The sequence below is a fragment of the Serratia sp. 2723 genome, assembly GCF_050434425.1.
GTDB lineage: Bacteria > Pseudomonadota > Gammaproteobacteria > Enterobacterales > Enterobacteriaceae > Chania.
This window is the reverse complement of record NZ_JBNDIN010000008.1, coordinates 153,665-173,959: the sequence shown is the minus strand read 5'-3', so window position 1 is coordinate 173,959 and position 20,295 is coordinate 153,665. Positions and strand designations below refer to the sequence as shown.

17 protein-coding genes are annotated in these 20,295 nt (G+C 53.9%); 5 read left to right on the top strand and 12 right to left on the bottom strand.

Annotation, left to right across the window (positions count from 1 at the left end):
• Positions 1 to 121: 121 nt before the first annotated feature.
• Positions 122 to 1,672 carry an ATP phosphoribosyltransferase regulatory subunit gene (locus ABIE29_RS14450; protein WP_429619428.1) on the bottom strand — a complete coding sequence of 517 codons (1,551 nt, stop codon included), beginning with the start codon at positions 1,670 to 1,672 and terminating at the stop codon, positions 122 to 124.
• Between the two features lie 781 nt (positions 1,673 to 2,453).
• Here ABIE29_RS14450 and hdcC point away from each other — a divergent pair.
• The 5 genes from hdcC (at position 2,454) to ABIE29_RS14425 (ending at position 8,361) form a co-directional block, all read left to right on the top strand.
• Positions 2,454 to 3,806, top strand: a complete 1,353-nt coding sequence (gene hdcC, locus ABIE29_RS14445; protein ID WP_429619427.1) for a histidine-histamine antiporter — start codon at positions 2,454 to 2,456, stop codon at positions 3,804 to 3,806.
• A 41-nt stretch (positions 3,807 to 3,847) separates the two neighbouring features.
• The gene (locus ABIE29_RS14440) at positions 3,848 to 4,984 is read left to right on the top strand and encodes a histidine decarboxylase (protein ID WP_429619426.1); all 1,137 of its coding nucleotides are present in this window, start codon (positions 3,848 to 3,850) and stop codon (positions 4,982 to 4,984) included.
• A gap of 199 nt (positions 4,985 to 5,183) precedes the next feature.
• The gene (locus tag ABIE29_RS14435) at positions 5,184 to 6,635 is read left to right on the top strand and encodes an amino acid permease (protein ID WP_429619425.1); all 1,452 of its coding nucleotides are present in this window, start codon (positions 5,184 to 5,186) and stop codon (positions 6,633 to 6,635) included.
• Positions 6,632 to 7,891 (top strand): histidine--tRNA ligase, encoded by a 1,260-nt coding sequence (gene hisS / locus ABIE29_RS14430; protein ID WP_429619454.1) that lies wholly within the window; start codon positions 6,632 to 6,634, stop codon positions 7,889 to 7,891. Before ABIE29_RS14435 ends, hisS begins: the two co-directional genes overlap by 4 nt.
• A gap of 107 nt (positions 7,892 to 7,998) precedes the next feature.
• The gene (locus ABIE29_RS14425) at positions 7,999 to 8,361 is read left to right on the top strand and encodes a hypothetical protein (protein ID WP_429619424.1); all 363 of its coding nucleotides are present in this window, start codon (positions 7,999 to 8,001) and stop codon (positions 8,359 to 8,361) included.
• Between the two features lie 163 nt (positions 8,362 to 8,524).
• Here the strand turns inward: ABIE29_RS14425 and ugpQ are convergent, their stop codons facing one another.
• From ugpQ to ABIE29_RS14370, 11 genes are all read right to left on the bottom strand, one after another.
• Complete coding sequence (gene ugpQ / locus ABIE29_RS14420) at positions 8,525 to 9,271, bottom strand: glycerophosphodiester phosphodiesterase (RefSeq protein ID WP_429619423.1); 747 nt, start codon at positions 9,269 to 9,271, stop codon at positions 8,525 to 8,527.
• Positions 9,271 to 10,344: a sn-glycerol-3-phosphate import ATP-binding protein UgpC gene (locus ABIE29_RS14415; RefSeq protein WP_429619422.1), complete on the bottom strand. Its 1,074-nt coding sequence runs from the start codon at positions 10,342 to 10,344 to the stop codon at positions 9,271 to 9,273. Before ABIE29_RS14415 ends, ugpQ begins: the two co-directional genes overlap by 1 nt.
• Before the next feature lie 5 nt (positions 10,345 to 10,349).
• Positions 10,350 to 11,195 (bottom strand): sn-glycerol-3-phosphate ABC transporter permease UgpE, encoded by an 846-nt coding sequence (gene ugpE, locus ABIE29_RS14410; protein ID WP_429619421.1) that lies wholly within the window; start codon positions 11,193 to 11,195, stop codon positions 10,350 to 10,352.
• Entirely contained in the window at positions 11,192 to 12,079 is an 888-nt protein-coding gene (ugpA, locus tag ABIE29_RS14405; RefSeq protein WP_429619420.1) for a sn-glycerol-3-phosphate ABC transporter permease UgpA, read from the bottom strand. Before ugpA ends, ugpE begins: the two co-directional genes overlap by 4 nt.
• Positions 12,080 to 12,193: 114 nt before the next feature.
• The gene (gene ugpB, locus ABIE29_RS14400; protein ID WP_429619419.1) at positions 12,194 to 13,513 is read right to left on the bottom strand and encodes a sn-glycerol-3-phosphate ABC transporter substrate-binding protein UgpB; all 1,320 of its coding nucleotides are present in this window, start codon (positions 13,511 to 13,513) and stop codon (positions 12,194 to 12,196) included.
• A 193-nt stretch (positions 13,514 to 13,706) separates the two neighbouring features.
• The gene (locus ABIE29_RS14395; RefSeq protein WP_429619418.1) at positions 13,707 to 14,894 is read right to left on the bottom strand and encodes a PLP-dependent aminotransferase family protein; all 1,188 of its coding nucleotides are present in this window, start codon (positions 14,892 to 14,894) and stop codon (positions 13,707 to 13,709) included.
• 43 nt (positions 14,895 to 14,937) lie between these two features.
• The gene (gene livF / locus ABIE29_RS14390; protein WP_021807790.1) at positions 14,938 to 15,639 is read right to left on the bottom strand and encodes a high-affinity branched-chain amino acid ABC transporter ATP-binding protein LivF; all 702 of its coding nucleotides are present in this window, start codon (positions 15,637 to 15,639) and stop codon (positions 14,938 to 14,940) included.
• Positions 15,640 to 15,643: 4 nt separating this feature from the next.
• Entirely contained in the window at positions 15,644 to 16,411 is a 768-nt protein-coding gene (gene livG / locus ABIE29_RS14385) for a high-affinity branched-chain amino acid ABC transporter ATP-binding protein LivG (RefSeq protein WP_179251101.1), read from the bottom strand.
• The gene (locus ABIE29_RS14380) at positions 16,408 to 17,691 is read right to left on the bottom strand and encodes a high-affinity branched-chain amino acid ABC transporter permease LivM (RefSeq protein ID WP_024529578.1); all 1,284 of its coding nucleotides are present in this window, start codon (positions 17,689 to 17,691) and stop codon (positions 16,408 to 16,410) included. Before ABIE29_RS14380 ends, livG begins: the two co-directional genes overlap by 4 nt.
• Positions 17,688 to 18,614 carry a high-affinity branched-chain amino acid ABC transporter permease LivH gene (gene livH, locus ABIE29_RS14375; protein ID WP_021181499.1) on the bottom strand — a complete coding sequence of 309 codons (927 nt, stop codon included), beginning with the start codon at positions 18,612 to 18,614 and terminating at the stop codon, positions 17,688 to 17,690. The genes ABIE29_RS14380 and livH overlap by 4 nt, the downstream gene beginning before the upstream one ends.
• Positions 18,615 to 18,762: 148 nt before the next feature.
• Positions 18,763 to 19,878 (bottom strand): branched-chain amino acid ABC transporter substrate-binding protein, encoded by a 1,116-nt coding sequence (locus ABIE29_RS14370; RefSeq protein WP_429619417.1) that lies wholly within the window; start codon positions 19,876 to 19,878, stop codon positions 18,763 to 18,765.
• Positions 19,879 to 20,295: the final 417 nt, after the last annotated feature.

Below are 20,295 nucleotides of genomic sequence, written 5' to 3'. Positions count from 1 at the left end.
GAAAGGAGGTTTACATCTGAATGCAAAACAGGCTAATGACGTCATGTCCGCTTTTCTATTCCCTGCCATCAGCAGAACGGCCTACGCTGACCGTTCCTCGACAGCCTTTCCTTGCCAATCGCTAGGCATTGAGGCTGTGACTCAGGATGCCTATCATGGTATTCATATTGCCTTGCCGATATTGGTCGACCTCTTTATCAAACAGTTCTATTTGCTCGCCGGTTTCCTCTGGCACCACCAGAATAAAGCGACATCCCTGACGGAGCGCATTTTTCTTGCAGGTTTTGATCTGCATATGAGAAAAATCATTAGTAATACTTAACTGCGGAAACGCCGTTCTCAGAGTGCGCCCAACCGATAGCGCATAGTCTTTCGCTACCGCGTTACGGGGAATAATAACTACGTCAACCAGGCGCTGTTTCAGCATATTTTCCTGGGTGAGCTGCAACAAGCGCATAATCGGATCCAGCATAAAAGCAAAACCACAGGCGAAAACCGGCTTGCCAAGCTGGCGGCTGGCATTGGCATCATACCGCCCTCCACGGCAGAGCAGGGTATCGTTCTCCAGCTTCTCCGCATGCCATTCAAAAATGGTATGGCAATAGTCGTTGGCGGGATAAAGATCCGCATCCACAATAAATGGAATTCCCACCTGATTCAGTGCCTGGATGAGCGATTCAAAGCGCTGCCGGGTAGCCAGTGAGACAAACTCCTCACGCTTTGGTGCCTTGACCTGCAAACACTTCAGTAGCGGATCAGTTCCTTGCAACAACCTCTCCGGCGTATGTTGCAACCAATTGACCCACTCGCCGTTGAACAACGTAGTAAAGGGTTGATAATACTCACGCAATGCCTCACGAAATCGGGTGAACTCCTCCCCGCTCGCCAACGTGTTTATTTTGAGCTCAACATGGTGCTTTAATTGCAACGATTGGAAGAAATCGTATTGCAGCATGATATGTTCCAGCTCGATATCAATATGCTGATAGCCGAATGCCTCAACACCCACCTGCTGATATTGTTCAATGTGAGTTTCACTGTTGGCGCGAAACATGGTGCCAAGATACCAAAGCCGGCTGGTCGCCTGCAGATGCTGATGCTGTGCAATGGCCCGCAGACTCCCCATGGTACCGTCACCGCGCAAGAGAGCCTGATGGTTACAGATAAAATCGTTATCTAGTGTACGATCATGACGGAAAGCAAAAGCATTTTCAGGGTGCTCTTCCCCCCATTTCTCCAATAACGGCAAACGAATTTCCTGGTAACTGTAGCGTTGTAACAGCCGCGATGCCTGATTTTCCAACCAGACCCAATCAGACACCTGATTATGGTAATGCTTACGGGGGCGACCACAATGGCGGGGCCTGACATGGCGATGAACCAACGCTTCTACCTGCTGGCAATACTTGGGCGTACCCAATACACAGTTCTGATTCAGACAGTTTTGGATCCGGGCCTGAATCGCCGGGCTGAGTAAAGCCTGAATAAAACGACGATAGCTGGTGGCCTGCTGCGCAGCAGTATCGCCGAGCTTCAGGTATTCAGCATGAGGGGTAATTCTATCCAGTTCAGCCTCGCCGATGTGATGCGCATAGCTACTCCATACGGGGTTGCCATTATAGCCGTCTGTCTGCAATTTTTCATAAGTATCAACGAATTGCTGTGTCAGCAATAAATAGGCTCCGGGTTCGATCGGACAACTGTTATAGCGCCCCTCCCATAATGAGCCACTACGGTGATATTTGTTATTGTAATAAGGCACATAGCTGCGACCAACATGCTGGATTAAACGACTGAGCGACTCTTTACTCGGGGGCGTTAACAACAGCAATAATTTATTTGGCAGAAGAGTGTAAGCATGCAACTGACAAGAATACTGTGTTAGTGCGCTATCCAGAAAGTTAAGGAATGATTGAAAATCTTCATGATCAATAAATAATCTTTCATTATTATGGCCCTTGAGCTGAATGAGCTGAGGTAATCCTGGTATATAAATTCGCTCTCTTCTTGACATATTTATCTTCTATCTTTAATTGTTGGCTTATCGTTATTGCTCTAAAAATCAATTAACAAAACTTACTGATAGACTCGGTGTCAAAATCGTTTAAATACTTGATTATTTATTGTGTCATTGTCAATGTAATTATCGTTACAAAAAGAGATTGACGATTATCAAATGTTTTGTGATAAATATGTTTTAATAATGTTATTGCTAACGCAAGTATATTACCCAAGAATAAAACCGCATTAAAAAAGCAAATATTAAATGGGACAGAGTGCTTTTTGGTATTTTAGAAAAAAAAAGGACGTAATTTGCACAGATTAAAAACGCCTCCCCCATTGAGCGTGATCCAGATCACGTTATGAGCCTGTTCAGTTCTTAGAATCCCTCTGTCTTAGTGATACATCGCCTGTATTCACTTCATTCTAATGCTACTTATAGGACATTTAATATGGGATCAGTAAGTGCAAGTTCAGCCCACAAAATGGGGGTTGTAGCGCTTACACTTGTTACTGCATCGAATATGATGGGGTCAGGTGTATTTATGCTACCAACCAACCTCGCCGGTGTTGGCTATATATCACTGTGGGGCTGGTTATTGACCATTGTTGGCGTTATTGCTCTGGCTTTGGTTTTTGCCAAAACCAGTCTGATTACGCCACGGAACGGTGGGATTGTCGCCTATGCCAGCGATGCATTCGGTCCATTCATCGGCTTCCAGACTACAATGTGTTACTGGATCAGTGCCTGGGTGGGTAACGTTGCCCTATTGGTGGCAGGCGTGGGTTATCTTAGCTATTTCTTCCCCCAACTGCGTGATCCCACCATTGGCAGTATTGTCGCCATTGTCATTTTGTGGGGCTTTATCGTTCTTGCCAGCTTTGGTGCCCGAGTGGCTGGCCGCGCACAATCCTTTACCGCAGGCTGCATGCTGGTTGTCGTTCTTGGTGTTGGTGTGGTCGGCTGGTTCTGGTTTGACCCACATATGTTCACCCAGGTGTATAACGGCACGGGAAAAAGCAATTCATCCGCAATTATCACTGCCGCATCTATCGCACTATGGGGTTTTCTCGGGGTAGAGTCCGCCGTAGTCTCCAGCGGTCAGGTTGAAAAACCGGAATATACCGTGCCAAGAGCAACAGTCTACGGTTTACTGATTGCCTCTGTGTGCTATGTGGGCAGTTGCTCGGTCATTATGGGCCTGGTTCCTCATAGTGAATTGGTCAACTCGGCAGCCCCTTTTGCCGATGCCGCACGTTACATGTTCGGCGAAACCGCTGGCAACATCGCCTCCGCGCTCAGTATTATCGCCTGTTTTGGTTCCATTTCCGGCTGGCTGATCCTTCAGTCTGAAGGGCCACGTGCGGGTGCTCAGCAGGGATTGTTCCCTCAGTTCTTCGCCGATGCAAATAAAAATGACGTGCCGATGAAGAGCCTGATTTTTACCGGCGTACTAATGAGTGCCGTATTGCTGATGACAGCGTCGCCAAACCTGGCGAAACAGTTTGAAGTGGTTATCCTGATGTCGGTATTCGCGTCGTTGTTACCCTACATGTATGCACTGATTTCTCTACCCATCATCATGGTTTCCAAAAAATTAAACCGTGGGCGCGCCTTTATGTTTTATAGCGTGATGGTCGTTATCGGGATGGTCTACAGCATATTTGCCCTGCTGGGTTCAGGTTCGGACTCCATGTACTGGGGCATCGTCATGATGATGCTGACCATTCCACTCTTCTGTTTTGTCGCCGCAGGGCGAAGTAAAAAAGGAGCTGACGTACTTTATCTTGATAAAAGATCTTGAGTGACATTGTTTAAACCAATCATTGAATAGAGAGATTAAAAATGACGTTATCAATTGCCGATCAAAATAAACTTGATGCATTCTGGTCTTATTGTGTAAAAAACCAATATTTTAATATTGGCTACCCTGAATCAGCAGACTTTGATTATACGCTGCTGGAGCGTTTCATGCGATTTTCCATTAATAACTGTGGCGATTGGAGTGAGTATTGCAACTATCTTTTAAACTCCTTTGAGTTTGAAAAAGAGGTAATGGTGTACTTCTCCGAACTGTTCAAAATTCCCTTTGAGGAAAGCTGGGGGTACGTCACAAACGGTGGTACCGAAAGTAATATGTTCGGTTGTTATCTGGGCCGTGAGATTTTCCCGGATGGTACACTCTACTATTCTAAAGACACGCATTATTCCGTGGCTAAAATTGTCAAACTGTTACGAATTAAATCACAGGTTGTTGAATCATTACCTAACGGTGAGGTCGATTACGATGATTTAATGGCCAAGATTGCCAAAGACAATGAAAAACACCCGATTATCTTTGCCAATATCGGTACTACCGTTCGGGGCGCTATCGATGATATTCATCTTATTCAGCAACGTCTGAAAGAGGCCGGCTTCAAACGTGAGGATTACTATCTGCATGCAGATGCAGCATTAAGCGGGATGATTTTACCGTTTGTTGATGAACCGCAAGGCTTCACGTTTGCCGATGGCATCGATTCGATAGGCGTGTCTGGTCACAAGATGATCGGCTCTCCGATCCCATGCGGGATTGTCGTGGCCAAGAAAAAAAATGTCGATCGTATCTCGGTAGAAATTGATTACATTTCCGCACACGATAAAACTATCACCGGTTCTCGCAACGGCCATACGCCGATGATGATGTGGGAGGCAATCAAAAGCCACAGCCTTGCAGACTGGCAACGCCGTATCGAACGCAGCTTGCACATGGCGCAGTACGCGGTTGATCGTATGCAAAAAGCCGGAATTAACGCCTGGCGCAACAAAAACTCCATTACCGTCGTTTTCCCTTGCCCATCCGAAGCCGTGTGGAGAAAACACTGCCTGGCAACCTCACACGAGGTCGCCCACCTCATCACAACGGCTCACCATCTGGATACCAGCCAGATTGACGCCTTGATCGATGACATCATCGCCGACAGCCGCGCCAACGCGGCATAAAAAAAAGCAGTGAGGATCTCTCACTGCCCCTTTCTTACTTGCGTTGCCGGCTCTGACGCCAATCACACCGGCAACACCTATTAACCTAAACAGATTGAGCAAATGATGCAATAACAGACTGGCAGGTCACTCTGCCTTCGGCGTGCATTATGCCTTGCATCTTTGGTCGCTGTAGCTACCTCAGTGAAGATAAAATGACATGGGTTCAAACCGCCAAACCACCAACCGCATGGGGCTTACGGCTCTAACCATAATGACGACGTCCAATATGATGGGAAGCGGCGTTTTTATGCTGCCCAGCTCATTGGCGCAAATCGGCTCGATTTCTGTTTGGGGATGGGCGTTAACGTTCTGTGGCGCACTCGCGCTTGCCCTGGTATTCGTCAAAGTCAGCGAACTGACCTCTTGCAAAGGCGGTGTCATCGCCAATATCGGCAACGCTTTTGGCCCGTACATCGGGCTGCAAACGACACTGTTTTACTGGCTTTCTACCTGGATAGGCAATTGCGCCCTGCTGGTTTCCGGCGTGGGCTACCTCGCCTATTTCTTCCCTACGCTACATCATCCTCTCCATGCCTCCCTGGCCTGTATCGCTATCCTGTGGATCTTTGTCGCCTTGGGGTTACAGGGTGCCAGGGTCGTTGGTTATGCACAAATTTTTACCGGGACATGCATGCTGGTTGTCGTGCTCGGTATCGGTACTTTAGGCTGGTTCCACTTCGATTACAGTCTCTATACACAAACCTATAACGTCACAGGGCAAAGTAATACGCATGCCATCCTGAGCGCAGCGCTTATCTCGCTATGGGGATTTTTAGGTCTCGAGTCCGCATCGGTTTCAGAAGCGTTGATTATCAAACCCAAGCGCAATATTCCATTGGCAACGATTTGCGGGTTAGGGATTGCCGCACTCTGTTACGTTAGCTCCAGCAATGTCATTATGGGGATCCTGCCTCACCAACAGCTGATCGCCTCAACCTCACCCTTTGCCGATACCGCCAGGTTGTTATGGGGAAGCACGGCGGGCAACTGTATTTCAGCCATGGCGATAATCGCTTGCCTGGGTGCCATGCCAGGCTGGCAGATCCTGCAAACAGAAGTGCCAAGAACCGCCGCACAAGCCGGTTTGTTCCCTCAAATGTTTGCCGTCACCAACCGACACGGGGTCCCCTACAAGGGGCTGATTTGTACGGCCTGTCTGATGACTGGCGTTATCTTGCTCACCATTTCTCCCCATCTGGAACAACAGTTCAGGACCATCATTATTCTGGCCATCTCCGCCTGCCTGATCCCCTATGCCTTTGCCGCCGTTTCTCTGCCCGTGGTAATGGTGACCAAAAAGCTCAGACGCGGCCGACAATTTGCCATTTATAGCAGCCTGAGCCTGCTCGGACTGGCTTTCGTTGCCGTCGCACTGGCGGGTGCCGGGACGCAACCGCTCTTCTGGGGAATCATTTTGCAGATGGTAACGATACCCTTGTATCTGCTGTTCATTATGCGGCAACAGGCCTCATCAACGTTTACCGAAGGTTCAACGCTCAGCGCACTACATTCAGAACGGCGCTTGGGCAATGGGCCTTCTGCGCCAATATCTGCTGGCAACACCGGCGGCAGGTACCTTGTTGATACAGTGTATAAGGAACAACAATAGTGAAGATTCAGTCAATTAGAGGAATGAGAGACATTCTTCCCGAAGAAACGCCCCTCTGGCAGTGGTTGGAAAGCAAGGTCCGGAATATCACCTATCGTTATGGTTACCAGGAGGTGCGCCTACCGCTTCTGGAACCCGTTGCGCTGTTCGAACGTGCCGTTGGGGAGTCTACCGACATTGTCTCAAAAGAGATGTATAACTTCCGGGACAAGAATGGCGAACATATTACGTTACGCCCGGAAGGAACCAGCGGTTGCGTACGCGCGGTTATCGAAAACAACATGTGCTACAACACCACGCAACGCCTCTGGTATCAAGGCCCGATGTTCCGCTATGAGCGACCTCAAAAGGGCAGACTGCGTCAGTTCACCCAATTTGGCGTAGAGACCTTCGGTATGCCAGGCGCGGATATCGACGCAGAATTAATCTATATGGTCAAAGATCTCTTCAAGGCGCTAGGGGTCGATCGCTATATTCGCCTGGAGATTAACTCACTGGGTACGCTGCCGGAGCGGAAAGAACACCGTCGCGAACTGATTGAGTATTTCCTGCAACATAAGGAATTACTCGATGAAGACAGTCTGAATCGCCTGGAAACCAACCCGCTGCGGATCCTGGACAGTAAAAATCCGGACATGCAGGAGATGCTTGAAAACGCACCGCGGCTGCTGGATTTTCTGGGTGAGGAGTCTCGACAACATTTTACCGACCTGTGTCAGTTGTTGGATCAGGCAGGCATTGAGTATATCGTCAACCCGCGTCTGGTAAGAGGCCTGGATTACTACACGCGCACGGTGTTTGAGTGGATCACCGACGAGTTAGGTTCTCAGGGCACGGTCTGCGGCGGTGGCCGCTATGACGGGCTGGTGGAACTCTTCAGCAACAAAGGGTTACCCGCCTCCGGTTTCGCTATCGGTATTGAACGCCTGTTGTTATTGATCCAATCAGTGGACAGTAACAAGAATATCACCAATAAACCTGACATTGTCGTCACCTATGAGGAGGCAACGGCGAATATCCCCGCCCTGCTGTTGGCCAACCGTATTCGTCAACATCTGCCACAGCTGAAGCTCCTCAGTGATTTCAGCGGCTCAAAGCTGAAGCGCCAGCACAGCAACGCATTGAAAACCGGCTGCCGCTATATCGTTACGCTCAACGCAGACGGCAAGATTGGCCTATGGGATTTGATCAAAGACCACAGTGAAATTGTGGCGGAAGAGGAAATTTGGGCAATAATAGAAGCTGAGTCGAAATAGCAGGACAACCTCATCCCCGGCGCTCAATAGCTGCTTTCATCCTTCGGCCCAGGCGTTTGCTGGGCCGTAATCAGCGTTCAGAGGTGGGGATAGCCGGAGTGGATCTCATGCACAATCAACGACTGTTCGCCTTACTGCTGCTGCCCTGGTTGGCGGTGGCGGAAAACGGCGTTACCACACTCAGTCAGCAACAGCAGTTTCTTCACCACAGTGACCAGCAGTGGCAGCAACAGCGCGTCCTGAACAATCAGCAAATGGAACAACGCCATCAGCAGCAAGGTTATCCGCTCAAGATGAACCAACCCAAAATGCTGTCAGATAACCCAGGTGGCAACCCGATGCGGCCAATGAACGCTAACCGCAATACGATGCTGCAAAACGGCGGAGGGCCGCGCAATCCATTTAATAACACGCCTCCCGTGGTGCCACAGGCCCCACTCCCGGCGACCCTCTCACCCCCCTCATGGTAAGGATCAACGGATTGGTCAGTACCCTGCGCGTCGTTTTGATAGAACCTTGTCGCGTCAGTGAGGCGTTCGAGACACCCTATCCCCGAAAAACGGATACTAACCCCGCGCACCGGCTGACTCACTCCCCCTTTGAAAGGAGGCATTATCGCCCAGGAATAAGGAACTAACCGTTTGAAAAATCGGGGCCTATTAAATCTATCCGGTCGGTACAAATACAGTCAACGCCCCAGCTTAGTAATACACGTGCCCGCTCTGGTTGATTGACGGTATACACCAGAATACGCAGCCCGGCGTCTTTTAGCGCCGCGACACGCTCGGCGGTCAGTTCTTTATGATTAATATGCAGCGAGACACAGCCCAGGCGCTCGGTCAGCGCACGCCAATTGTCATCCCACTTGTCCAGCAACAGACCACGCGGCAGTTCTGGGGCGGTCTGCTGTGCTGCCGCCAGGGCTTCCACCGAGAACGAAGAAAGCAGCGGATCGGTTTGCCCTTGCCACAACATGCTGGCGGCAAACGCCACCACCCGGCCGGTTTCCTCGTCACTGCCGGTGGTTGGCTTGATTTCAATATTGGCCATCATGCCGTGCTGCTTACAGCGCTCCGCCACGTCCGACAGCAGCGGCAAACGCTCCCCTTTAAAGGCCGAGCTGTACCAGTCGCCGGCATCCAGTTCTACCAGCTTTTCCCATGGCAGTTCTCCCGCCACGCCCCAGCCGTTGCTAGTGCGTTCGAGCGTGTCATCATGCAGCAGGAAAATCTGCCCGTCCTGCGCCAGTTTGGCGTCAAACTCGATCATCTTATGGCCATGACGCGCGCCGACATCAATCGCGGCCAGGGTATTTTCCGGTGCCAGAGAACCGCCGCCGCGATGGGCGACAATATGGGGATAAGGCCAGGCTGTAGTCATCAATCCATCCGTGTTCCGCTATGGGTAGCAAAAAAGTGCAGCGCCGACGCAGGCAGCTGTAAATACAGGATGCTGCCCGCAGGCGGCAGGGTTTCATGGCTCAGGCGGACGATCACGCCTGCACTCCCCCATTGCCCATGTGCCAGGTTATCGGCACCGAGCAACTCCAGCGTTTGCAGCTCTAACGGAATGCCGCCCTGCTCGCGCGTACTCAGTTGAATATGCTCCGGTCGGATACCCAACGTCAACTCCTGTCCACCCCACTGTGGCCGAGGCTCTGGCAGATCCAGCGCCATACCACCGGCCAGGTGCAGTTGTTTGCCATCCGCACTCAACGTGCCGGGTAGCAGGTTCATCGCCGGGGAGCCGATAAAGCTGGCGACAAACAGCGTCGCCGGGCGTTGATAAACCTCACTCGGCGTACCGATTTGCTCCGCCACGCCTTTATTCATCACGATCACCCGCTGCGCCAGCGTCATCGCTTCAACCTGATCGTGGGTGACATACAGGCTGGTGGTTTTCAGGCGGCGATGCAACTGCTGCAATTCCAGGCGCATCTGGACGCGTAATTTGGCGTCCAGGTTGGAGAGCGGCTCATCAAACAGGAACACCGCCGGTTCGCGCACAATCGCACGCCCCATCGCCACCCGCTGGCGCTGGCCACCGGAAAGCTCACGCGGTTTGCGCTGCAACAGGGGTTCCAATTCCAGAATACGCGCGGCTTCCTCCACTCGCTGGCGGATGTGCTGTTTGCCAAAGCCACGGATTTTCAGGCCATAGGCCATATTGTCGTACACGCTCATATGCGGATACAGCGCGTAATTCTGGAACACCATGGCGATGCCGCGATCTTTCGGTTCCAGATCGGTCACGCGCTGGCTATCGATATAGATATCCCCGCTGGTGGTGCGCTCCAGCCCTGCCACCATCCGCAACAACGTCGATTTGCCACAGCCGGAGGGGCCAACCATCACAATAAATTCACCGTCAGCCACGTCGAGATCGATCTGCTTGATCACCGGCGTTTTGCCGTCGTAAGACTTGGTGACCGCCTGTAGTTTTAAACCTGCCATATTCGTTACTTCTCGCTATCAACCAGACCGCGCACAAACCAGCGCTGCATCAGAAGAACCACCGCCAACGGCGGGATTAAAGTCAACATCATTGCCGCCATCACCTGATTCCACTGGGTCGGTGCGCCGGAGGTGGAAATCATGCTGCGGATCCCCGCCACCGCCGTGCTCATCGAGGCGTCACTGGTGACCAGGATCGGCCACAGGTACTGGTTCCAGCCGTAGATGAAGGTGATGACAAACAGCGCCGCCAGATTGGTTTTCGACAGCGGCAGTACGATGTCCCAAAAGAAGCGCATCGGCCCGGCACCGTCGATACGGGCTGCCTCCAGCAGCTCATCCGGCAGGGTCATAAAAAACTGACGCAGCAGGAAGGTGGCCGTGGCCGAGGCCATCAGCGGCAGCGTGAGGCCGGTGTAGCTGTCCAGCAGGTTGAGGTTGGAGATCACTTCCACCGTCGGGAAGATACGCACCTCGACCGGCAGCATCAGCGTCATGAAGATCAGCCAGAAGAACAGGCTGCGCAGCGGAAAACGGAAATAGACGATGGCATAGGCGGACAGCACCGAAACCACGATCTTGCCGCAGGTGATCGCCAGCGCCATGATCACGCTGTTAAGCAGCAGCATCGAGAACGGCACCTTGAGGGTGCCCACACCGCCCTGCCAGATATGGCGGACGTTGTCCCACAGGTGTCCGCCAGGGACCAGCGTCATCGGCACCTGGAACACTTGCTGATCGTCCAGCGTAGCGGCCACGAAGGCCACATACAGCGGGAACAGCACCACCAGCACGCCAACAATCAGCATCGTATGGCTGAAGATATCCAGCCCGCGTCGGTTCTCAATCATTGGTAACGCACCTTACGTTCGACAAAGCGGAACTGGATCACCGTCAGGCCAATCACCAACAGCATCAGCACCACCGACTGCGCCGCCGAGCTGGACAGATCCAGACCGGCAAAGCCTTCACGATAGATTTTGTACACCAGCGTAGTGGTCGATTGCACCGGCCCACCGCCGGTAGCGGCGTCGATCACCGGGAAGGTATCGAAGAAGGCATACACCAGGTTCACCACCAACAGGAAGAAACTCACCGGCGTGATCAGCGGCAGCACCAGGTTGAAGAAACGCCGTACCGGGCCTGCCCCGTCGATCGCAGCCGCTTCCACCAGGGAACGTGGGATGGATTGCAAAGCGGCCAGGAAAAACAGGAAGTTATAGCTGATCTGCTGCCACACCGATGCCAACACCACCAGGAACATTGCCTGGCCGCTGTTTTGCGCATGGTTCCAGTCGTAACCAAAACCGGCGAGCACATGGGTGATCAGGCCCATACCGGGGCTGAACAGGAAGATCCACAGCACCGCCGCTACCGCAGGGGCAACCGCATAAGGCAGGATCATCAACGTCTGATAGAAGCGGCTGCCGCGCAGCACGTAGTCCACCAGCGCGGCAAAGAACAGCGATACCAGCAGGCCAACACCGGCCACCAGGAAGCTGAACAGTAACGTGGTATAGAAAGAGTCCAGGTAATACGGGTCCTGGAACAGCTGTGTAAAGTTGTCCAACCCGACAAACTGGCTGGAGAGGCCGAACGGATCGACGCTTTGTACCGAGTACCACAGCGCCTGACCGGCAGGCCACAGGAAGAATACGACGGTGATCAGCAGCTGTGGCAGCACCAACATATAGGGCAGCCAGCTACAGCCAAAGCCGGGACGGGATGATGACATAGGGTTAACCGTTAAATATGGATGAGGACCGGTATCAGCCCCTCACCCCAACCCTCTCCGAAAGGAGAGGGAGTGGATCGATGTCGTTTGGCAGAATATCGCCCAATCTGACGCTTACTTGGTGGAGGCTTCGAAGCGGCGCAGTAACACGTCACCGCGCTGTACCGCGGCATCCAGCGCCTGCTGCGGGGTTTTCTTGTCGGTCCACACGCTTTCCAGTTCTTCATCCACCACGGTACGGATTTGCGGCATATTGCCCAGGCGCAGCCCTTTGGTGAATGCCAACGGTGGCTTGTTCAGCATCTGGCGGGTGGCCACATCAGCCCCTGGATTCTGGTCGTAGAAGCCCTGTTGCTTGGTCATATCAAAGGCGGCAGTGGTGATCGGCAGGTAGCCGGTCTTCTGATGCCATTCGGCGGCAATCTCAGGCTGGGCCAGATATTGCAGGAATTCCGCCACGCCTTTGTAGGTCGCCGCGTCTTTGCCGTTCATCACCCACAGGCTGGCCCCGCCGATAATGGCGTTCTGCGGTGCATTTTTTGCGTCAGCATCAAAAGGCATCATGCCCACGCCGAAGTCAAACTTGGCGTATTTGCGGATGCTGGCCAGCGAGCCGGAAGAGGCGGTCGCCATGGCGCAGTCGCCGTTGTAGAACTTCTCGGTAGGTTCGTCTTTGCGGCCGAAGTAGGTGAAATCGCCCTTCTTGTTCATGTCTTGCAGGAACTGAATATGTTTCACCTGTAGCGGCTGGTTGAACTCCAGCTTGGCATTGGTGCCGCCAAAGCCGTTGTTTTCACTGGCGAACGGCACGCCATGCCAGGCGCTGAAGTTCTCCAGTTGGATCCAACCCAGCCAACCGCTGGTGTAACCACACTTCATGCCAGCCGCGCGCAGTTTGGCCGCATCAGCCGCCAGCTCCTGCCAGGTTTTCGGTGGCTGATCCGGGTTCAAGCCCGCTTTCTTGAAGGCGTCTTTGTTGTAATACAGCACCGGGGTGGAGCTGTTGAAAGGCTGGGACAGCAAATGGCCGCTCTTGTTATCGGTGTAGTAACCGGCCACGGTCGGCACAAACACCGATTCATCGAACTTGACGCCCGACTCCTGGAACACCTGATACACCGGCTTGATCGCCTTGCTCGCCATCATGGTGGCGGTGCCCACTTCGTAGACCTGCAGGATCGCCGGAGCCTTGCCGGAACGGTAGGCGGCAATGCCCGCCGCCAGACTTTGTTCGTAGTTGCCTTTATAAACCGGGACGATCTTCACATCGCTGTGAGTTTGGTTGAAACGGTCCGCCAGAGAGTCCACTTCAGCGCCCAGTTCCCCTTCCATCGAATGCCAGAATGGGATCTCGGTGGCAGCAATTGCATGGCCGCTGACCGCCAGGGCCAAGGTAACGCACAACGTGGTTTTTTTAATCGCGTGAGCAAACATGCCTAACTCCTGAAAAAGCTGGTGTGATCAAAACGCGTGAGCGAAAAGAAACAGTTTTTGTTCGGATGCTAAACATGCCATGCGCGGATGACAGAAAAATAACCGTTAGATGACAACAAGATGACGGAAGGGGGAAGTGCAGATGACGGTTTGATGTCGGCGGCAGGGAATTCACCCCACCGCCGCAGAGAGATTACAGCGAGCGACGCAGGCGGGCGACGGCCTCTTGCATCTGTTGTTCGGTTGCCGTGGCAAACGACAGACGGAAGGTAGAGCGATCCGGTTTTTCAGAGAAGAAGTATTCTCCCGGCACAAACACCACGCCCTGCTTCAGGGTGGTTTTCAGCCACTCGGTGGCATCGAATTGCTGACGGAAACGCGCCCACAGGAACATGCCGCCTTTCGGCATATCAAAGCTGATCACATCACCCAGCTCTTTTTCCACCAGCCCGGCCAGGATCTCGCCTTTGTGCTTGTAGGCCGCGCGGATCTTTTCGATCTGCGCCGGTAAACGATCCAGCCCCAGGTAACATTCGACGATGCTCTGCGACAGCGCGCTGGCATGCAGATCCGCCGCCTGCTTGATGATCGCCACTTTATGCAGCAGGAATGGCGGCAGGATGGCCCAACCCAAGCGCAGGCCCGGAGCCAGGATTTTGGAGAAGGTGGAGGTATAGATAATGTTTTCGGTATGGCCCAGTACCTGCTGCGAAACCTGATACAGCGTAGCATTACGCTCTTCGGTGAAGCGCAGCTCGCCGTACGGGTCATCCTCGATAATCAGGAAGTTATGCTCCACCGCCAGTTTCACCAACTGCTCACGGCGTGCGGCGCTCAGGGTCAGGCCGCTCGGGTTGCCGAAGTTCGGCACCACGTATACCCCTTTGATCTTCTGGGTTTTCAGCAGTTCAGCCAGTTCATCAACCACCATGCCGTCGCTGTCTGAAGAGACGGACATGACGTTGGCTTCCGCCAGTTCCAGCGTTTGCAGCGCTGCCAGATAGGTCGGGCGCTCTACTACAAACACATCACCGGGGTTAATCACCGCACGCATCACCAGATCCAACGCCTGCTGGGAGCCTGCGGTCACCACGATATCTTCCGGCCTGGCATTAACGCCACGCTGTGCGCATAGGGTACAGATGCCTTCACGCAGCAGTTCGCTGCCTTCGGTCAGCCCATATTGGAACGCGCTTTTTGGCTGCTCGGTAATGGCCTGCTGGGTGGCAATGCTCAATCCTTCGAAGTCAAACAGCGCATCAGAGGGAATGCCACCCGCCAGCGAAATGACGTTTTCCATTTTGCTGTGCTTGAGCAATTCGCGGATTGCCGAGCTTTTGACCTTTACGATGCGCTGCGCGAGTAGTCCTTCTGTCTTCATTGCTTGTTCTCGTAATCGTTAAAATACGTATATTGCCGATGGTTCAACCACCGAGATAGGCCGAGCGTACTGCTTCGTTTGCTAATAATGCGGCCCCCGTATCTTCCAACACCACGCGGCCGTTTTCCAGCACATAACCACGATCCGCCAGTTTTAGTGCCTGGTTGGCGTTTTGTTCCACCAGGAAGATGGTCATCCCCTCTTCGCGCAGTTGCTGGATGATATCGAAAATCTGCTGGATGATGATGGGGGCCAGCCCAAGTGAAGGCTCGTCCAACAGCAACAACTTCGGCTGGCTCATCAGCGCACGACCAATCGCCAGCATCTGCTGCTCGCCACCTGACATGGTGCCAGAGCGCTGGCTACGGCGCTCCAGCAGGCGTGGAAACAGGGTAAATACCCGCTCGATGCGTTGGTGATACTGCTCGCGATCGGCAAAGAAACCGCCCATCGCCAGGTTCTCTTCCACCGTCATGCGTGAGAACACCCGCCGCCCTTCCGGTACGATCGCCACGGCCTCACGCATGATGCGCGCTGTCTGCCACTGGGTGATGTCCTGATCCATCAAGGTGATGGACCCTTCGCTGGCCCTTGGGTCGCCGCATAGCGTGCCTAGCAGGGTGGTTTTACCGGCACCGTTGGCGCCGATCAGGGTGACGATCTCCCCCTGTTGAATGTTCAGGCTGACCTGGTGCAGCGCCTGGATTTTGCCGTAATGGGCGGAAACCTGATTAAATGACAACATATGCTTATTCGCCCAGATAGGCCCGGATCACGTCCGGGTTATTGCGGATTTCTGCCGGTGTGCCTTGCGCCAACGGCGTTCCCTGATTCACCACGTAGATGCGATCGGAAATCCCCATCACCAGTTTCATATCGTGCTCAATCAACAGCACCGACACCTGGTGCTGGTCACGCAGCTCGACGATCAGGTGATCCAGCTCATCGGTTTCTTTCGGGTTCAGGCCCGCCGCCGGTTCATCCAGCATCAATAGTTCCGGGCGCGTTACCATGCAGCGGGCGATCTCCAGCCGACGCTGCTGGCCATAGGCCAGATTACCCGCCGAACGGTTAGCCATCTCCAACAGGCCCACACGCTCCAGCCACACCGCCGCACGCTCCAGCGCATCGGCCTCTGCACGGCGGAACGCCGGGGTTTTCAGCAAACCGGCAAACACGCCGCTTTTCAAATGCTGATGTTGGGCCACCAGCAGGTTTTCAATCACCGTCATTTCACGGAACAGCCGCACGTGCTGGAAGGTGCGTACCACGCCCATGCGGGCAATGGTCTGGCCGGAAAGCCCTTCCAGATGGCGATCGCGCAGTTTGATGGTGCCACTGGTCGGGCGATAGAATCCGGTCAGGCAGTTGAACACCGTGGTCTTGCCCGCGCCATTCGGACCAATCAACGAAACAATCTCACCTTGATGCAGTTCCAGCGCGACGTTGTTTACCGCCAGCAAACCACCAAAACGCATCGAAAGCCCGGCTACCGCCAGTAAAGGTTGAGTACTCATGCCTGCTCCCCCTTCACGGCTTTGATATCAGCCACTTTCAGCTTCAACTGCGGGCGTTTCATCGGTAGCAGCCCCTGTGGCCGCCAAATCATCATCAACACCATCAGCGCCCCCAGCAGCAACATGCTGTATTCATTCAGATCGCGCATCATCTCACGGGACACTACCAGCAGGATCGCCGCCAGGATCACCGCAAACTGTGAGCCCATGCCGCCCAATACCACGATCGCCAGCACAAAGGCCGACTCCACAAAGGTGAAGGATTCCGGGCTGACAAACCCCTGACGTGCGGCAAACAGCGTGCCGGCAAAACCGGCAAAGGCGGCACTGATGGTGAAGGCGGTCAGTTTGATTTTGGTCGGGCTCAAGCCCAGTGAACGGCAGGCGATCTCATCTTCGCGCAACGCTTCCCAGGCACGGCCCAGCGGCATACGCAGCAGGCGGTTAATCACAAACAGCGTCAATATCACCAGCAGCAACGCCACCAGATAGAGGAACACGATGCGGTCACTGGGATCGTATTTCAGGCCAAAGAAGTTATGGAAGGTATCCCAGCCACCGTCGCGGGCGCTGCGGTTAAACTCCAGACCAAAAAAGGTGGGTTTCGGGATCTGGCTGATGCCGTTCGGCCCGCCGGTAATTTCGGTGTTGTTCAGCAACAGGATGCGGACGATTTCACCAAAACCGAGCGTGACGATCGCCAGATAGTCTCCCCGCAGGCGTAACACCGGGAAACCGAGCAGGAAGCCGAAGATGGCAGTGACGATCCCCGCCAGCGGCAGGCTTTCCCAGAATCCCAGGCCGTAATAATGGTTCAGCAATGCATAGGTATAGGCACCGATGGCGTAAAAACCGCCGTAACCCAGCACCAACAGACCGGAAAGACCGACCACCACGTTCAGGCCCAGCCCCAGCATCACGTAGATCAGCGTCAGGGTAGCGATATCCACCGTGCCGCGCGACACCAGGAACGGCCAGACGACGGCGGCAATGATGATCGCCGCTGCCAGCACCTTCTGGCGCATGGTGGAACCGTCAAAGCTGGGTAAGACGAACGCCGGGCCGGAGATTTTCTTCATCCCGTGCTGCATCAGCGGACGCAGCAGTTGGAAGAAAAATACCACCACACAACCGATCCCAATCCACATCCAGCGCACTTCGGCAGCGCCGTGCACTACCAGCTTGGTGCCGTCGAGGCTCAGTTGCATCCCCATCAGGAAGGAGGCCATGACAAACAGCACGACCGTGGCAATACAGGCGTTAAGCAGACCGAGTTTCATACTTTCTCAACCTCCGGACGCCCAAGGATACCGGTTGGCATCACCAGCAACACCACAATCAGCAAGGCGAAGGACACCGCGTCTTTGTATTCGGTGCTCAGATAGGCCGAGGTGAGCGCTTCAGCCACGCCCAGCACCAGCCCGCCGATCATCGCCCCAGGAATGCTGCCAATCCCGCCCAGTACCGCAGCGGTGAAGGCTTTCATCCCGGCCATAAAGCCGATGTAAGGGTTGATCACGCCGTAGAACTGGCCGAGCAACACGCCCGCCACCGCCGCCATCACCGCGCCGATCACGAAGGTAAGCGAAATCACCCGGTCGGTATTGATGCCCAGCAGGCTGGCCATCTTCAAATCTTCCGCACAGGCCCGGCAGGCACGGCCCATACGCGAATAACGGATAAACATCGTCAATGCCAGCATCGCCAGGAAGGTGACCACCCAGATGATGAGCTGCATGGTGCTGATGGTCGCGGCAAAGCCGTTGCTCTCACCCAGTACCCACTGGCCGGTGACCAGGCTTGGCAGCGCCACATCACGTGACCCCTGCGTCAGGCTGACGTAGTTTTGCAGGAATATCGACATCCCGATGGCGGAAATCAGCGCAATCAGGCGCTTGGAGTTGCGCACCGGTTTGTAGGCCACCCGCTCGATGCTCCAGCCATAGGCGCTGGCAATCACGATCGACACCAGGAACGCTGCGCCAATCAGCAGCCAACCCACGTCGATGCCAATCATCATCAGGGCGGCGATCACGATAAAGGAGACATAGCTGCCGATCATATATACCTCGCCGTGGGCGAAGTTGATCATGCCGATAATGCCGTAGACCATGGTGTAACCGATGGCGATCAATGCATAGGTGCTGCCCAGCGTCACGCCGTTGAACATCTGCTGCAGAAAATAGAGAAACTGCTCTGACATACTCTGACCTTCTAAGGTGTTGTACTGGCCGACAAAGAGCGGCCCAACGGCCTGCTGACGTTGCAGGCACCGAGAATTCCCGGTTTGTAGATTTTGCTGTCGAGGTGGCCTCCGCGCCCAAAAAGCGCCGAGGCCACCTTAAACGGGCTTATTTAATCGGCGTTGATGAGCCGTCGGCATGCCATTCAAACACCCCGAACTCGAAGCCTTTCAGGTCGCCTTTATCATCCCAGCTCAGTGGCCCCATCACGGTTGCCACCGGTTGGCCGGTTTTCAGATCTTTGACGATATCTGCCGGTTCCTGGCTACCACTGCGCTCCATGCCGGTGACCAGCGATTGCAGTGCTGCATAGGTGGTCCAGACAAATGGCCCAGTCGGATCCAGCTTCTTGGCTTTTAATGCATCAACCACCGGCTGGTTGGCTGGCACCTGATCGTAACGTTTTGGCAGCGTCACCAGCATGCCTTCAGACGCGGCACCGGCGATGTTGGACAGCGAGGAGTTACCCACACCTTCCGGCCCCATGAAGCGAGTCGTCATGCCCGCCTGTTTGGCCTGACGCAGGATCTGCCCCATCTCCGGGTAGTAACCGCCGAAGTAGACGAAATCGACGTTTTCTTTCTTCAGGCGAGCCACCAGGGTAGAGAAATCTTTATCCCCGGCGGTGATACCTTCAAACATCACGACGTCGGTACCCTGCTTTTTCAGGCTGTCACGCACTGAACGCGCCAGCCCTTCACCGTATTGCTGCTTGTCGTGGACCACGGCGATACGCTTGGGTTTAATCTCGTTGAGGATGTAGCTGGCAGCCGTTGGGCCTTGATCGGAATCCAGGCCAGTAGTACGCAGGATCATCTGGTAACCACGGGTGGTCAGATCGGCGTTGGTCGCCGCCGGGGTGATCATGATCACGCCTTCGTCTTCATAGATGTCGGAAGCCGGCTGGGTCGAAGACGAGCACAGGTGGCCGATCACGTAACGAATGCCGTCATTGATGACCTTGTTGGCTACCGCCACCGCCTGTTTCGGGTCGCAGGCATCGTCATACTCTACCGCCACCAGCTTATCGCCCTTGATCCCGCCTTTGGCGTTGATATCGGCAATCGCCTGACGCGCACCGGTGAACTCCATATCACCATACTGCGCCACCGGGCCGGACATGGCGCCCACTACGGCAATCTTGATGTCTTTTGCCACAGCGACATGGCCGATAGCCATCGCGATACAACCGGCCAGCAGCGCTTTACCCTTTGTTAATTTCATCCGCATAATCCCCATCTGTCGTTGTGAGTGTTTCTGTTGTATTTGTCACACCTAATCATTGTTTCTGCCCGGCAGATTGCAAGTAACGGCCAACTGACCGTGGCTTGCGAAACGCCGGTAAATCGCTTTTATCTATAAGTAATAATGATTTAGGTAGATTCGCGACAATATTTTCTAATAAGACTTTATTTTTCATGCCATTAAACAGGAGTTTTCTTCTGCAAAGCAACTCTCAATGCCAGAAACAAGCGGTGTAAACAGGATAAAATCCGGATTAATTCTGCGCTGTTTAGCGTAAGGAACAGCGTGATATGCTGGTTAACACCTCATTAACCAATCGTTTACTCGGAAAATGTCCACAGCAAAAAACATTTCGCGCAGACCTCGTATAGAAAAACTTACACAACGCGCTGTGCA

Coding starts and splice junctions, on each gene's coding strand:
- hdcC (WP_429619427.1), top strand. CDS start 2,454: ATGGGATCAGTAAGTGCAAGTTCAGCCCACAAAATGGGGGTTGTAGCG.
- ABIE29_RS14440 (WP_429619426.1), top strand. CDS start 3,848: ATGACGTTATCAATTGCCGATCAAAATAAACTTGATGCATTCTGGTCT.
- ABIE29_RS14435 (WP_429619425.1), top strand. CDS start 5,184: ATGGGTTCAAACCGCCAAACCACCAACCGCATGGGGCTTACGGCTCTA.
- ABIE29_RS14425 (WP_429619424.1), top strand. CDS start 7,999: ATGCACAATCAACGACTGTTCGCCTTACTGCTGCTGCCCTGGTTGGCG.
- ugpQ (WP_429619423.1), bottom strand. CDS start 9,271: ATGACTACAGCCTGGCCTTATCCCCATATTGTCGCCCATCGCGGCGGC.
- ABIE29_RS14415 (WP_429619422.1), bottom strand. CDS start 10,344: ATGGCAGGTTTAAAACTACAGGCGGTCACCAAGTCTTACGACGGCAAA.
- ugpE (WP_429619421.1), bottom strand. CDS start 11,195: ATGATTGAGAACCGACGCGGGCTGGATATCTTCAGCCATACGATGCTG.
- ugpA (WP_429619420.1), bottom strand. CDS start 12,079: ATGTCATCATCCCGTCCCGGCTTTGGCTGTAGCTGGCTGCCCTATATG.
- ugpB (WP_429619419.1), bottom strand. CDS start 13,513: ATGTTTGCTCACGCGATTAAAAAAACCACGTTGTGCGTTACCTTGGCC.
- ABIE29_RS14395 (WP_429619418.1), bottom strand. CDS start 14,894: ATGAAGACAGAAGGACTACTCGCGCAGCGCATCGTAAAGGTCAAAAGC.
- livF (WP_021807790.1), bottom strand. CDS start 15,639: ATGTTGTCATTTAATCAGGTTTCCGCCCATTACGGCAAAATCCAGGCG.
- livG (WP_179251101.1), bottom strand. CDS start 16,411: ATGAGTACTCAACCTTTACTGGCGGTAGCCGGGCTTTCGATGCGTTTT.
- ABIE29_RS14380 (WP_024529578.1), bottom strand. CDS start 17,691: ATGAAACTCGGTCTGCTTAACGCCTGTATTGCCACGGTCGTGCTGTTT.
- livH (WP_021181499.1), bottom strand. CDS start 18,614: ATGTCAGAGCAGTTTCTCTATTTTCTGCAGCAGATGTTCAACGGCGTG.
- ABIE29_RS14370 (WP_429619417.1), bottom strand. CDS start 19,878: ATGAAATTAACAAAGGGTAAAGCGCTGCTGGCCGGTTGTATCGCGATG.